The sequence below is a fragment of the Pseudomonas sp. PDM30 genome, assembly GCF_019218985.1.
Taxonomy (GTDB): domain Bacteria; phylum Pseudomonadota; class Gammaproteobacteria; order Pseudomonadales; family Pseudomonadaceae; genus Aquipseudomonas; species Aquipseudomonas jessenii.
Map to the genome: position 1 here is coordinate 207,150 of NZ_JAHUWM010000007.1, position 12,614 is coordinate 219,763.

Sequence of the window (12,614 nt, forward strand, 5' to 3'; positions counted from 1 at the left end):
ACTGCGTCGTTTGCAGCCCTGCCAGGACACCACGACGATGGTCTTCGACTCCTTCGACATCAAATCCCTCATCCGCCCTGTCATCGACTTCCCGAAACCGGGTGTGATCTTTCGCGACATCACCCCGCTGTTCCAGTCGCCCACGGCCCTGCGCCTGGTGATGGACAGCTTCGCCCACCGTTATGTCGAGGCTGACTTCACCCACATCGGCGCGATGGACGCCCGTGGCTTCCTGATCGGTTCGGTACTGGCCTATCAGTTGAACAAGCCGCTGGTGCTGTTCCGCAAGCAAGGCAAGCTGCCAGCCGACGTGCTGGCCGAGGGCTATGCGACCGAATACGGCGAAGCCTTCCTGGAAGTGCACGCCGACAGCCTATGCGAGGGGGATTCGGTGGTGATGTTCGATGACCTGATCGCCACCGGCGGCACCCTGATTGCCGCCGCCAACCTGATCCGCCGCATGGGCGCCCGGGTGCATGAAGCGGCGGCGATCATCGATCTGCCGGAGCTAGGTGGCTCGCAGCGTCTGGAAGACATGGGCATTCCTACGTTCTGCCTGACGCAGTTTGCGTTGAGCGACAAGTAAGCGGCGCCGGTCAGACCGCCATCGCGAGCAAGCTCGCTCCCACATTCGACCGCGTTCTGTCAGAAAGAATGCAATCCACTGTGGGAGCGAGCTTGCTCGCGATGGCGTCAGCGGCAACACCACTAAATTCAAGATCGGCTCAAAGCCCCATCTGCTTGCTGATGATCTCGTTCATCACTTCCCGCGTCCCGCCGCCAATCGACAGGATGCGGTTATCGCGGTACAGCCGCTCCACCAGGCTCTCGCGCATGTAACCCAGCCCACCGAGTATCTGCACCGCATCGTTCACGATCCGGTCCGCAGTATCCGTCGCAAAATTCTTGGCCATGGAAATCTCCTTGATCACACTCTGCCCCGCCGCCATTTTCGCGGCCTGGCGGTATGTGAACTCCCGGGACACCTCCAGCGCGGTCGCCATCTCGGCGAGGCGATGCTTGATCACCTGAAACTTGCCGATCGGTTTGCCAAAGGCTTCGCGCTCGAGCGCCCATTTCAGGCTCTCTTCCAGCGCCAGCTGTGCGGTCATGTTGGCCATCAATGCTAGGGCCAGGCGTTCGCTCTGGAAGTTGCCCATGATGCAAGCAAAGCCCATGTTCTCGGCGCCGATCAGGTTTCCTGCGGGCACTGGGCAATCATCGAAGAACAGTTCAGCGGTGTCTGACGCCCACCAGCCCATTTTCTTCAGCTGCCGTCCTACGGTGAATCCCGGTGTGCCCTTCTCGATCAGTAACAGGCTGATGCCACCGAAACCCGGTTCGCCCGTTCGCACTGCGACGGTATAGAAATCCGCGCGCACGCCGCTGGTGATAAAGGTCTTGCTGCCACTGACCCGGTAAAAGTCACCGTCGCGCACGGCACGGGTTTGCAGGTTGGCGACGTCGGAACCGCCGCCGGGCTCGGTGATGGCCAGGGCGCTGATCTTCTCTCCCGACAGCACCTGGGGCAGCACTCGGTCCCGCACTTCGGGTCGGGCCCACTTGAGGATGGGCGGCAAGCCGATATCCAGCGACCCCAGGCCGGCAACCAACCCGCCTGAGCCACAACGCATCAACTCTTCACTGGCGGCAACCTTTGCGAACAGATCCCCTTCGTGGCTGCCTCCGTAGGCCTCCGGGTACCCGATGCCGAGAATCCCCGCCGCGCCGGCCTTGAGGTAGAGCTCGCGAGGAAAGCTTTCGGCTTCTTCCCACTGCGAGATGTCAGGAAGAATCTCGCGCTCGACGAAACGTCTGACGCTGTCGCGGACCAATTGGTGGCTGGGGTCGAAGTATTCCTGAAAGGCAGACATCGGCGAGCTCCACTGAAGGGGTCAGTGAAGTTAACCGAGCGCTTGCTTGGTTTTCAACAGGATTGTGTCATTCAGACGGACCGCGCCGCCTGCATCGCGAGCAAGCTCGCTCCCACAGGGGTTCTGCGGTGCACACAAAACCAATGTGGGAGCGAGCTTGCTCCGGGCGGCGATCCGACGATGGCGTCAGCATGGACGCCACATGAACTCAGAGCGAAATCGGCTTACGCCCGGCAAACGAATGCGCCAGCGTCCCGCCATCCACCAGCTCCAGCTCGCCACCCAGCGGTACGCCATGGGCGATGCGCGAGGCGATCAGGCCTTTGCTGCTGAGCAATTGGGCGATGTAGTGCGCCGTGGCTTCACCTTCCACGGTCGGGTTGGTGGCCAGAATGACTTCGGTGAAGGTGCCGGCCTCTTCGATCCGTGCCATCAACTGCGGAATGCCGATGGCTTCCGGCCCCAAGCCGTCGAGCGGCGACAGATGGCCCTTGAGCACGAAATAGCGCCCGCGAAAACCGGTCTGCTCCACCGCATAGACGTCCATCGGCCCTTCCACCACGCAGAGCAAGGTGTCGTCGCGACGGGTATCGGCGCATTGCGGGCACAGATCATCTTCCGTCAGCGTACGGCACAAGCGGCAGTGACCGACCCCTTCCATGGCCTGGCTCAGGGCCAGCGCCAGGCGCGAGCCGCCGCTGCGGTCACGCTCGAGCAACTGCAACGCCATGCGCTGGGCGGTTTTCTGACCCACGCCTGGCAGAATTCGCAGGGCGTCGATCAGTTGGCGAATCAAAGGGCTGAAGCTCATGGTGGAAAAGTCCGACAAAACAACGAGACGCGGTTTATACCCGCGCCTCGGTTGAGCGTCAAATTGCAGCGTGAATTACTCAGTCCCGGGAAACCCGAACCACCAGCTTGCCGAAGTTGCGCCCTTCCAGCAGGCCGATAAACGCATCAGGCGCCTGTTCCAGGCCATCGACCACGTCTTCGCGGAACTTCACCTTGCCATCGCGCACCCAGGGCGCCATGGCACTGAGGAATTCCGGCTGGCGATCACCATAGTCATCGAACACGATGAAGCCCTGGATGCGCACTCGCTTGGTCAACAGGGTGCGCTGCAACAGTGGCAGATGATCCGGGCCGCTCGGCGCCTCATGGGCGTTATAGGACGCGATCAAGCCACACAGCGGAATCCGTGCCTTGGGGTTGAGCAATGGCACCACGGCGTCGAATACCTTGCCGCCGACGTTTTCATAATAGATGTCGATGCCCTTGGGACAGGCTTGCGCCAGTTCGTCGGCAAAGTCCGGGCTCTTGTGGTCGATGCAGGCGTCGAAGCCCAACTCGTCGACCACATAACGGCACTTTTCCGCACCGCCCGCTACACCGACCACGCGCAGCCCCTTGATCTTCGCCACCTGGCCGACCACCGAGCCCACCGCCCCGGACGCCGCTGCGACCACCAGGGTTTCGCCGGCCTTCGGCTGGCCGATGTCCATCAGCCCCATGTAAGCGGTCATACCCGGCATACCCAGTACCCCGAGAGCCATCGAAGGGCTTGGCAGCGCGGGAATCGGAATGATGCTGCGACCGTCATTGATGCTGTGGCTTTGCCAACCGGTGGCACCGACCACCAGATCACCTTCCTGAAACTTCGGATTGAGCGAGCGCTCGACCCGGCTGACAGCGCCCCCGGTCATGACTTCGCCGATTTCCACCGGTGCGGCGTAGGACGGTGCGTCACTCATGCGCCCGCGCATGTAGGGATCCAGCGACAGGAAAACGGTCTTGAGCAGCACCTGACCGTCGGCCAGGTCCGGTAGCGCCACCCGCTCCATACGGAAGTTTTCCGGCGTTGGCGCGCCCACCGGGCGAGAAGCCAGGACAATGCGTTGATTGAGGGTCATGGGGTCGGACATGGCAGCGTCTCCTGTGATCGATGAGGTTCAGTGATGTAGGGAGCAGACCTTTGTGGCGGTATGGCGTTCGATGTTTATTCAGCAAGACCGAGGCGAATTCTTCGCGGGCAAGTCGGATCGCCGCACCGCCGCTCCCACATTTGGAATGCACCCCCCCTGTGGGAGCGAGCTTGCTCGCGATGACGGCATTCCAGACACTACATCTCCAATGCCGAAAACAAAAATGCCAGGCGCTATGCCTGGCATTTTTGTAACTCATCTGCCGCCTGAAGGCGAATCAGAATGGCAGTTTCATGCCCGGCGGCAGTTGCATGCCGGCAGTCATGCTGCCCATTTTGTCCTGGCTGTTGGCTTCGATCTTGCGCACGGCATCGTTGACCGCGGATGCGATGACCGCTTCCAGCATTTCCTTGTCGTCTTCGCTCATGCCTTCGACCAGGCTTGGGTCGATGGTCACGCTCTTGACGTCATGACGACCGGTCATCACCACGGTGACCATATCGCCACCGGCCTTACCGGTGACTTCGGCGTTGGCCAGTTCTTCCTGCATCTTGGCCATTTTTTCCTGCATCTGCTGCGCCTGCTTCATCAGGCCGGCCATGCCACCTTTCATCATGGTAATCACCTCAAAAGTACTTGGATTAAAACAGCGCCCGGCCCATGCGGCCAGGTGCCTTCAGTTATTAGCTCTGAGTGACCAGGGCGTCGACAGGTTCAATAGTATCGTTACGGACCACTGCACCGAACTGCTGCATCATTTGCTGGATGAACGGATCACCGTGGATCGATTCCTCTGCCTCGCGCTGACGGTTGGCGCGGCGGCGCGAAGCCGCTTGTGCCGGGGTTTCCTGCTCGGGCTTGATCAGCTCGATGCTCAGGGTCAGCGTGCGCTGGTGATACTGGTTCAGCGCATCGTTGAGGCGCCGCTGTTGAGTGGCGTTGAACAAGGCACTGTGGGCCGGGTCCAGGTGCATCAGCCAATTGTCGCCATCGACCGCGATCAGCGTGCAGTTGGCGGCGATACTGCCGGTCATGCCGGAGATCGGCAATTTCGGGAACAGCTCCAGCCATTGCAGGGCCAGACCGGTGGCCGGCATCGCCGCGGGCTCAGGCTCGGGCTCCGGAGCCGGGTCGGCGGCATGCTCGCTGGCCAGTTCGTCGAGGTAACTGTAGGCCGAATCCATGTCCGGCTCGATGTAATCCTCGTCCAGCGGCGGCTCGTCATCCAGGTCCATGCCCGGCGTCGCGGCATCGACGTCGGCCACCGAAGGTTCCGGGATCGGCGCGGCGGCCCACTCCGGGGCGTCCGGCACCACGCTGTCCGGCGTCGGCAACGGCATTGGCGGTAATTCGGGTTGTTCGCTGGCGGTTTCCAGCACCGGCTCTGCCGCCGGTTGCTGGACGGGCGCTGGCTCGACCGGGTCATTCCACGGCAGGTCGACAACCTCTTCGACCACGACCGCTTCAACCACAGGCACAGGCGCAGGTTCTGGCACAACGACTGGCGCAACCGGTTCCGGTGCAGGCACTGGAGCTGCCACTGGCGCAGCCGCTATCGGTGCAACGGCCGCAGCGACTACCGGCGCAACAACTGGCGCGGCAGCCACTGAGTTTGCGGAATCAACTGTGGCCTGGCTGATCCCCACTGGCTTTAGCGGTTGCCTCGGGGCATCCGCGGTGTCTGCGGGCCGGAACGCCAGCATCCGCAGCAACACCATTTCAAAACCGCCCCGGGGATCCGGCGCCAGCGGCAGGTCGCGGCGCCCGATCAGGCCCATCTGGTAGTAGAACTGCACGTCTTCGGCCGGCAACGCCTGGGCCAGTGCCAGCACGCGATCGCGGTCGCCGTGACCGTTATCGACACCTTCCGGCAAGGCCTGGGCGATGGCAACGCGGTGCAGCACATTGAGAATTTCCGAAAGCACGCCGTTCCAGTCCGGGCCTTGTTCGGCCAGATGGCGGACGGCTTCGAGCAACGCCTTGGCATCGCCTTCGATCAGGGCATGCAGGACGTCGTAGACCTGCCCGTGATCGAGGGTCCCGAGCATCGCCCGCACGTCGGCGGCCATGACCTTGCCTTCACCGAAGGCAATCGCCTGGTCGGTCAGGCTCATGGCATCACGCATCGACCCGTCGGCGGCACGGCCCAGCAGCCACAGCGCATCGTCTTCGAACGGCACGTTCTCGACACCCAGTACGTGGGTCAGGTGCTCGACAACGCGTTCCGGCGTCATGTTCTTCAGGGAGAACTGCAGGCACCGCGACAGAATCGTTGCAGGAAGTTTCTGCGGGTCAGTGGTCGCCAGGATGAACTTGACGTAGGGTGGCGGCTCTTCAAGGGTTTTGAGCAGTGCGTTGAAGGAATGGCTGGAGAGCATGTGCACTTCGTCGATCAGGTAGACCTTGAAGCGCCCGCGGCTCGGGGCGTACTGCACGTTGTCGAGCAGTTCGCGGGTATCTTCGACCTTGGTACGGCTCGCGGCGTCGATCTCGATCAGGTCGACAAAGCGGCCTTCGTCGATTTCGCGACACACCGAGCATTCGCCACAGGGGGTCGAAGTGATACCTGTCTCGCAGTTAAGGCATTTGGCAATGATCCGCGCGATGGTGGTCTTGCCGACCCCACGGGTACCGGTAAAGAGATAGGCGTGGTGCAGCCGCTGGCTGTCCAAGGCATTGATCAGAGCCTTGAGCACATGGGTCTGGCCGACCATTTCGCGGAACGAGCGCGGACGCCATTTACGTGCAAGAACCTGATAACTCATCGAAAACCGTCGCAGCGAAGGAAGCAGAAGCGGCTAATGCTAGCGGAGCAAGGGACAAATTGCATCCGGTGCGCTCGTGTATTGTGGCTAAGCTGCACATCGGGGGCTTTTAACGGAGTGTTTATGCGGCTGGCCTTGGGGGCATTGCTGTTGATCAGCCTGGACGGCGTGGCTGCGCAAGCACCGCTGCGCTTCGTGATATCCGACAGCTGGACCATGCCCATGGTGCAGCTTGAACGGGGCAAGCCGACCCAGGGCATCTTGTATGACGTGATGCTCAGCCTCGCGACTCAGGTCGGCGTGCCGGCCGAATTCCATGTGTTGCCTCGCGGGCGGGTGGAAAACGCCATGGCGCAAGGCGAGGTCGATGTCCGCTGTTATGCCGCGCAATCGTGGCTGCCCGATCAGCCTGACGATTATCTCTGGAGCATCCCGCTCTTCATTCAACCTGACTTGTTGATCACCCGGCATGCGCCGCCCGGCGCAGTCAACCCCGCCGACTTGCCGGAACAGCCCATTGGCACCGTGCTCGGTTACAGCTACCCGACCCTGCAGCCGCTGTTCGACACCGGCCAACTGCAGCGCGACGACGCACGCAATCAGGAACAAGTGCTGGAAAAGCTCCTGGCCGGCCGCAATCGCTATGCCGTCAGCAATCAATGGAGCCTGGACTGGTTCAATCACCGCCTGCTGCCGGAGCAGCAACTGCAAGGCGTGGCAGTGCTGCAGGAAAACCAAATCGGTTGCTACGTTCGCAACGACCCGAAGATCCCGGTGCAGAGCATCCTGCGCACCTTGGCGCGAATGAAGATGTCCGGGGAGATCGATGAGGTTGTTCGGCTGTATATCGGTGGCGAGCCTGCGGCTGTGGATAAACCGCAAACGGCAAAAAACCGCCCCGGAGAAGATCCTGGCAGCTAGCGAAAGTCTGATTTCAGAAAGATAACGCGAGAGAACACTCGCGTGGCGTTAAGGTGGTAACCCTACCAGCCACACCCCGGCACACAATGTCACCGCTGCGGCTGCTCCCTTCCAGGCCTGACCGGGTTCACGGCTGATCGTTGCGGGGGGACCGATAGGGTCACCATAACGACGCTCACCTGTCGGCGAGCCGCGCCATTGTACCTATCTGAGGCGAAGTTACAACCGTTGGTTTCGGATTAAAAACATGAGGGGCTTCAAGCACTTGCTATTGCGCCTCAAGCACCTCGTCCGCCCTGCCGCCCTCCTGCTGAATCACCAGGTGAATAAAGTGCAGCTTGGCAATGACCGCTGGCGGCAGGACGAACGGATAGAAATCCGGCTGCCCCATGCTGCGTGACAATTCGTTGAGCATGCCGGCCAGTTCGATCCAGGCATTGACGAACGACAGGAACGCCGCGCCGCCGGGATGCTGCGGATCGTAAAGGGTTTGAGGTGGAAACGGCTGATAGTCGAAGTCCATTTCCCGGGCACTCATGCCAAACCCCAGCGCGGTGTCCACCGCATCCATCATGTGCAGGTAATGCGCCCAGGTTTCCGCCCAGTCTTCCCACGGATGCATGGTCGCATAGGCGCTGACGTAGTGCTGCTGCCAGTCGAGCGGTGCGCCCTGCTGATAATGCCGCTCGAGGGCTTCGGCATAGCTGGCGCGCTCATCGCCGAACAATCCGCGAAAAGGCTCAAGCCACTGGCCATGGGCGATCAATCGATCCCAATAGTAGTGCCCGACTTCGTGACGAAAATGCCCGAGCAGCGTGCGATAGGGTTCGCGCATTTGCACTCGCACCTGCTCACGGTGCGCATCGTCGGCTTCCTTGATATCGAGGGTGACCAGGCCATTGGCGTGCCCGGTAGTGGGCGGTTTGCCTTCGAGGTCCACGCCGATGAAATCGAAGGCAAGGCCCGCGTCTTCATCGACGGCTTTGGGAATCACCTGTAACCCCAGGCTGACCAGTTGCGCGACCAGACGCCGCTTGGCGGTTTCCACCTTGCGCCAGCGCTCGTGGTTGTCGGCTATCGATAGGTCAGGAATGGTGCGATTGAGGCTGCAGGCAATGCACAAGACGTCACGGTCATTGGCAGGCAGCAACCAATTACAGGCCGCCGGGGAGTCGAGATTGGCGCAGCGTCGAAACAGGCCCGCCCCGGGATCGGCATCCAGCCGCCAGGTGCCTGCCTGCACACCCGGTTGCAGCGCAGACAAGCGACTCTGCTCCGGCTGATAACCCAACGCCGCTGAACAGGCCAGGCACTGGCTGTTGCGAAAGAACAGCGACTGCCCGCAACGACAGGACCAGACCTTGCTGTTGCGCGAGCTTTCGCCCATGAACGGCGCGGCGATGCGCGAGCTGAGTTGCTCGAAGAAAGGGTACATGGCGATCTCTCCCTGGGGCTTGCCAAGACTAGATCATTTCCAAGAAATGATTGCTCCCATGGTGCGAATGGAATGCTTGCACCTGATAGCAAGTCGAGCGCAACACCTGTGGGAGCGAGCTTGCTCGCGATGGCGGCAGATCAGCCTATATTAATGTCGGCAGTAACGCCCTCATCGCGAGCAAGCTCGCTCCCACATTTAAATCGCGCCTTTAATCGGTCTTGCCATACTCGCGCAACGTTTTGATAAGTGCCTCTTCATCCAGCACTTTCAAGCCCAGCTCATTGGCCTTGGTCAACTTCGAACCGGCACCCGGCCCAGCCACCACGCAATGGGTCTTGGCCGACACCGAGCCGGCGACCTTGGCGCCGAGGCTTTCGAGCTTGTCCTTGGCCACATCGCGGCTCATCAGTTCCAGGGAGCCGGTCAGCACCCAGGTCTGCCCGGCCAGTGGCAAGCCTTCAACGACCTTCTTCTCGCTCTGCCAGTGCATGCCGAAATCGGCCAGTTGCTTCTCCGCCGCTTCGGCCAATTGGCGATTGGCCTCGACCGCGAAGAACTCGCGCACCGAATTGGCCTGTTTTTCCGGCAGCGCCTGGCGCATATCGAGCCAGTCAGCATCGATCACCGCCTGCAGCGAGCCGAATTTGTCCGCCAGTTTCTGCGCCCCGCCCGGCCCTACCAAGGGGATATGCAGTTTGTCGAGGAAACCGCCCAGCGTGGTGCTCGCCGAAAACTCGGCACCCAACTCGCCCTGATCCTGAATCTGCAGGCCATGCCTGAGCAAATCAGCGATCACCTGCTGGTTATGCTCATCCTCGAAGAAACTGTGGATCTCGTGCGCGACTTCCAGGCCAACATCCGGCAAGTACGTCAGCACCTGCGGCAAGGCCTGTTGCACCCGCTCCAGCGAACCCAGGGAGCGGGCCAGGACCTTGGCTGTCTCCTCGCCGACATCAGGAATCCCCAGGGCGTAGATGAACCGCGCCAGCCCCGGCCTCTTGCTGTCTTCGATGGCGCCGAGCAGGTTCTTGCTCGACAGTTCGGCAAAGCCTTCCAGATCGACGATCTGCTCGAAGGTCAGGGCGTACAGATCCGCAGGCGAGCTCACCAAGCCTTCGTCGACCAGTTGCTCGACACTCTTCTCACCCAGGCCTTCGATGTCCATGGCGCGACGGGACACGAAGTGAATGATGGCCTGTTTGAGTTGCGCACCACAGGCCAGCCGACCGACGCAGCGATACACCGCGCCTTCACTGACCGTTTCGCGCCCCTTGCTGCGCTTGATCAGTTGCGTGCGCTCGACATGGGAACCGCACACCGGACATTGCTCGGGAATCTGTACTGGTCGGGCGTTTTCCGGACGACGCTCCATGACCACTTGCACCACTTGCGGAATCACGTCACCGGCACGGCGGATGATCACCGTGTCGCCGATCATCAGGCCCAGGCGCGCGACTTCGTCCATGTTGTGCAAGGTGGCGTTGGCCACCGTGACGCCCGCGACCTTGACCGGTTTCAGACGCGCCACCGGCGTCACCGCCCCGGTGCGGCCGACCTGGAATTCCACATCGAGCAGCTCGGTGAGTTCTTCCATCGCCGGGAATTTGTGGGCGATGGCCCAACGTGGCTCACGAGCACGAAAACCCAGTTCGCGCTGGGAGGCAATGCTGTTGACCTTGAACACCACGCCGTCGATTTCATACGGCAGCGCGCTGCGACGCTCACCGATGTCGCGGTAGTAATCCAGGCACTCGGCGATGCCGTGCGCCAGTTTCAACTCATGACTGATCGGCATGCCCCAGGCCTGGAGTTGCTGCAAATTGCCGATGTGCGTATCGGCGATGTCCGCCGACACCTGGCCGATGCCGTAGCAGCAGAACTCCAGCGGGCGATTGGCGGTGATCTTCGAGTCCAGCTGGCGCAAACTGCCCGCCGCCGCGTTGCGCGGGTTGGCGAAGGTCTTGCCGCCGACTTCCAGTTGCGTGGCGTTGAGCCGCTCGAAACCGGCCTTGGACATGAACACTTCGCCGCGCACCTCCAAGGTCGCCGGCCAGCCGGTGCCGTGCAGCTTGAGCGGAATGTTGCGTACGGTGCGCACGTTGACGCTGATGTCTTCGCCGGTGGTGCCATCGCCGCGGGTCGCGCCGCGCACCAGCACGCCATCCTGATACAGCAGGCTGACGGCCAGCCCATCAAGCTTGGGCTCACAGCTATATTCAACGGTTGCGCCGCCACCGAACAGGTCGCCCGCCGGCAGGTCCAGGCCTTCGGTCACCCGGCGGTCGAACTCACGCATGTCGGTTTCTTCGAAGGCGTTGCCCAGACTGAGCATCGGCACTTCGTGACGCACCTGGGTAAACGCCGACAGCGCCGCGCTGCCTACTCGCTGGGTTGGCGAGTCACTGGTGATCAGTTCGGGATTGGCCGCTTCCAGAGCCTTGAGCTCGCTGAACAAGCGGTCGTACTCGGCGTCCGGAATGCTCGGTTCGTCGAGCACGTGGTAACGATAGTTGTGCTGATCCAGCTCAGCGCGCAGCTCTAAAATACGGTTCTTGGCGGCGGTCATGGGTGTTCTCTCATAAAGCAAAAGAGCAGCCGAGGCTGCTCAATCTGTTTTGCCGATCATCCCGCGCACCGCGCGGGAATAACCATTTCAATCAACGTTTTTGGGTCAGGGCGCGGCGTTCGAACTCGACAATGCGCTGACGGTAGTGCTCGATCGTCTGGGCGGTCAGCACGCTGCGCTGGTCGTCCTTGAGCTCACCGTTGAGCTCCTGGGACAGTTTACGCGCCGCTGCCACCATCACGTCGAAGGCTTGCTTCGGATGGCGAGGACCTGGCAGGCCCAGGAAGAAACTCACCGCCGGGGTGCTGAAGTGGTCGATGTCGTCCAGGTCGAATACGCCAGGCTTGACGGCGTTGGCCATGGAGAACAGCACTTCACCGTTGCCGGCCATGCTTTCGTGGCGATGGAAAATATCCATCTCGCCGAAACGCAAACCGCTCTCCAGAATGTTCTGCAACAGCGCCGGGCCCTTGAAGCCGGCAGCGTCGCGGCAGATCACGCTGATCACCAGCACTTCTTCAGCTTGCGGCTGATCCTTGTCGTTGACCGCTGGCGCGGACTTGGTGTCGTCCGGGAAATCGTCGTCGCGGCTGCTGAAGCTCGGGCCGCCGTCCAGATCCAGGCTGAGGTTCATGTCGCCCTGGGAAGGCTCGCTGTGGCCACGCTTGCCGCGTTTGGAGCCCGACTCGCGAGGCTCCCGGGCCGGCATGCTCACCGACGGCAGATCCTGCTCGTCCAGTTGCGGCTCTTTATGTGCGTCCAGCACGCGCGGCGGGCCCAGCAGCTCGGCGCTGCTGTCCTCGTCCGGCAGGTTGGACAGACTTCGATCAAGACGGAACTTCAGTTTTCCCTTGCCGCCGCGCATACGGCGCCAGCCATCGAAAAGAATACCGGCAATGACAATAATGCCGATGACGATCAGCCACTCGCGCAGACCGATTTCCATGTAATCCCGTGCCTCTATAAAAAATGCTGAAAAATAAGGGGTTTACAACCTGCAAACCGCTTTAAAACGTGGCGCCAACTCTATGTTCTGACAGGTGTTTTGCCCACGTATACGAAAAATTGACATTAAACTAGCACGACCAAAGGCAACTTTACACCGTCTACCACGTTGGCTAGCGCGAA

10 protein-coding genes and 1 other RNA gene are annotated in these 12,614 nt (G+C 61.4%); 2 read left to right on the forward strand and 9 right to left on the reverse strand.

Going from position 1 to position 12,614, the window contains the following annotated elements; all coding sequences use genetic code 11:
- Nucleotides 1-37: 37 nt before the first annotated feature.
- Nucleotides 38-586, forward strand: coding sequence for an adenine phosphoribosyltransferase (locus tag KW840_RS18360; RefSeq protein WP_008057870.1), 549 nt, complete (start codon nt 38-40; stop codon nt 584-586).
- Nucleotides 587-725: 139 nt separating this feature from the next.
- On the opposite strand, the gene KW840_RS18365 is transcribed toward KW840_RS18360, so the two are convergent.
- The 5 genes from KW840_RS18365 to dnaX form a co-directional block, all read right to left on the reverse strand.
- A complete protein-coding gene (locus KW840_RS18365) occupies nt 726-1,874 on the reverse strand; it encodes an acyl-CoA dehydrogenase family protein (RefSeq protein WP_057715678.1) in 1,149 nt (382 codons plus the stop codon).
- 208 nt (nt 1,875-2,082) lie between these two features.
- A complete protein-coding gene (gene recR, locus KW840_RS18370; protein ID WP_057715679.1) occupies nt 2,083-2,685 on the reverse strand; it encodes a recombination mediator RecR in 603 nt (200 codons plus the stop codon).
- A gap of 79 nt (nt 2,686-2,764) precedes the next feature.
- Nucleotides 2,765-3,796: an NADP-dependent oxidoreductase gene (locus KW840_RS18375; RefSeq protein WP_057715680.1), complete on the reverse strand. Its 1,032-nt coding sequence runs from the start codon at nt 3,794-3,796 to the stop codon at nt 2,765-2,767.
- Nucleotides 3,797-4,073: 277 nt separating this feature from the next.
- Nucleotides 4,074-4,412 carry a YbaB/EbfC family nucleoid-associated protein gene (locus KW840_RS18380; protein WP_007971455.1) on the reverse strand — a complete coding sequence of 113 codons (339 nt, stop codon included), beginning with the start codon at nt 4,410-4,412 and terminating at the stop codon, nt 4,074-4,076.
- A 67-nt stretch (nt 4,413-4,479) separates the two neighbouring features.
- The gene (gene dnaX / locus KW840_RS18385) at nt 4,480-6,561 is read right to left on the reverse strand and encodes a DNA polymerase III subunit gamma/tau (RefSeq protein WP_218496728.1); all 2,082 of its coding nucleotides are present in this window, start codon (nt 6,559-6,561) and stop codon (nt 4,480-4,482) included.
- Nucleotides 6,562-6,684: 123 nt separating this feature from the next.
- Between dnaX and KW840_RS18390 the strand changes: the two genes are divergently transcribed.
- Complete coding sequence (locus KW840_RS18390) at nt 6,685-7,482, forward strand: ABC transporter substrate-binding protein (protein WP_057715682.1); 798 nt, start codon at nt 6,685-6,687, stop codon at nt 7,480-7,482.
- Between the two features lie 60 nt (nt 7,483-7,542).
- Here KW840_RS18390 and ffs read toward each other — a convergent pair.
- The 4 genes from ffs to zipA all read right to left on the reverse strand — a co-directional run bounded on the left by ffs (nt 7,543) and on the right by zipA (nt 12,432).
- Nucleotides 7,543-7,639: signal recognition particle sRNA small type (gene ffs, locus KW840_RS18395), an RNA gene on the reverse strand.
- A 111-nt stretch (nt 7,640-7,750) separates the two neighbouring features.
- Complete coding sequence (locus KW840_RS18400; RefSeq protein WP_218496730.1) at nt 7,751-8,917, reverse strand: putative zinc-binding metallopeptidase; 1,167 nt, start codon at nt 8,915-8,917, stop codon at nt 7,751-7,753.
- 211 nt (nt 8,918-9,128) lie between these two features.
- Nucleotides 9,129-11,486 (reverse strand): NAD-dependent DNA ligase LigA, encoded by a 2,358-nt coding sequence (gene ligA, locus KW840_RS18405; protein WP_218496733.1) that lies wholly within the window; start codon nt 11,484-11,486, stop codon nt 9,129-9,131.
- 91 nt (nt 11,487-11,577) lie between these two features.
- Nucleotides 11,578-12,432 (reverse strand): cell division protein ZipA, encoded by an 855-nt coding sequence (gene zipA / locus KW840_RS18410; RefSeq protein ID WP_008050196.1) that lies wholly within the window; start codon nt 12,430-12,432, stop codon nt 11,578-11,580.
- Between the last annotated feature and the right edge of the window lie 182 nt (nt 12,433-12,614).

Coding starts and splice junctions, on each gene's coding strand:
- zipA (WP_008050196.1), bottom strand. CDS start 12,432: ATGGAAATCGGTCTGCGCGAGTGGCTGATCGTCATCGGCATTATTGTC.
- KW840_RS18365 (WP_057715678.1), bottom strand. CDS start 1,874: ATGTCTGCCTTTCAGGAATACTTCGACCCCAGCCACCAATTGGTCCGC.
- recR (WP_057715679.1), bottom strand. CDS start 2,685: ATGAGCTTCAGCCCTTTGATTCGCCAACTGATCGACGCCCTGCGAATT.
- ligA (WP_218496733.1), bottom strand. CDS start 11,486: ATGACCGCCGCCAAGAACCGTATTTTAGAGCTGCGCGCTGAGCTGGAT.
- dnaX (WP_218496728.1), bottom strand. CDS start 6,561: ATGAGTTATCAGGTTCTTGCACGTAAATGGCGTCCGCGCTCGTTCCGC.
- KW840_RS18380 (WP_007971455.1), bottom strand. CDS start 4,412: ATGATGAAAGGTGGCATGGCCGGCCTGATGAAGCAGGCGCAGCAGATG.
- KW840_RS18375 (WP_057715680.1), bottom strand. CDS start 3,796: ATGTCCGACCCCATGACCCTCAATCAACGCATTGTCCTGGCTTCTCGC.
- KW840_RS18360 (WP_008057870.1), top strand. CDS start 38: ATGGTCTTCGACTCCTTCGACATCAAATCCCTCATCCGCCCTGTCATC.
- KW840_RS18400 (WP_218496730.1), bottom strand. CDS start 8,917: ATGTACCCTTTCTTCGAGCAACTCAGCTCGCGCATCGCCGCGCCGTTC.
- KW840_RS18390 (WP_057715682.1), top strand. CDS start 6,685: ATGCGGCTGGCCTTGGGGGCATTGCTGTTGATCAGCCTGGACGGCGTG.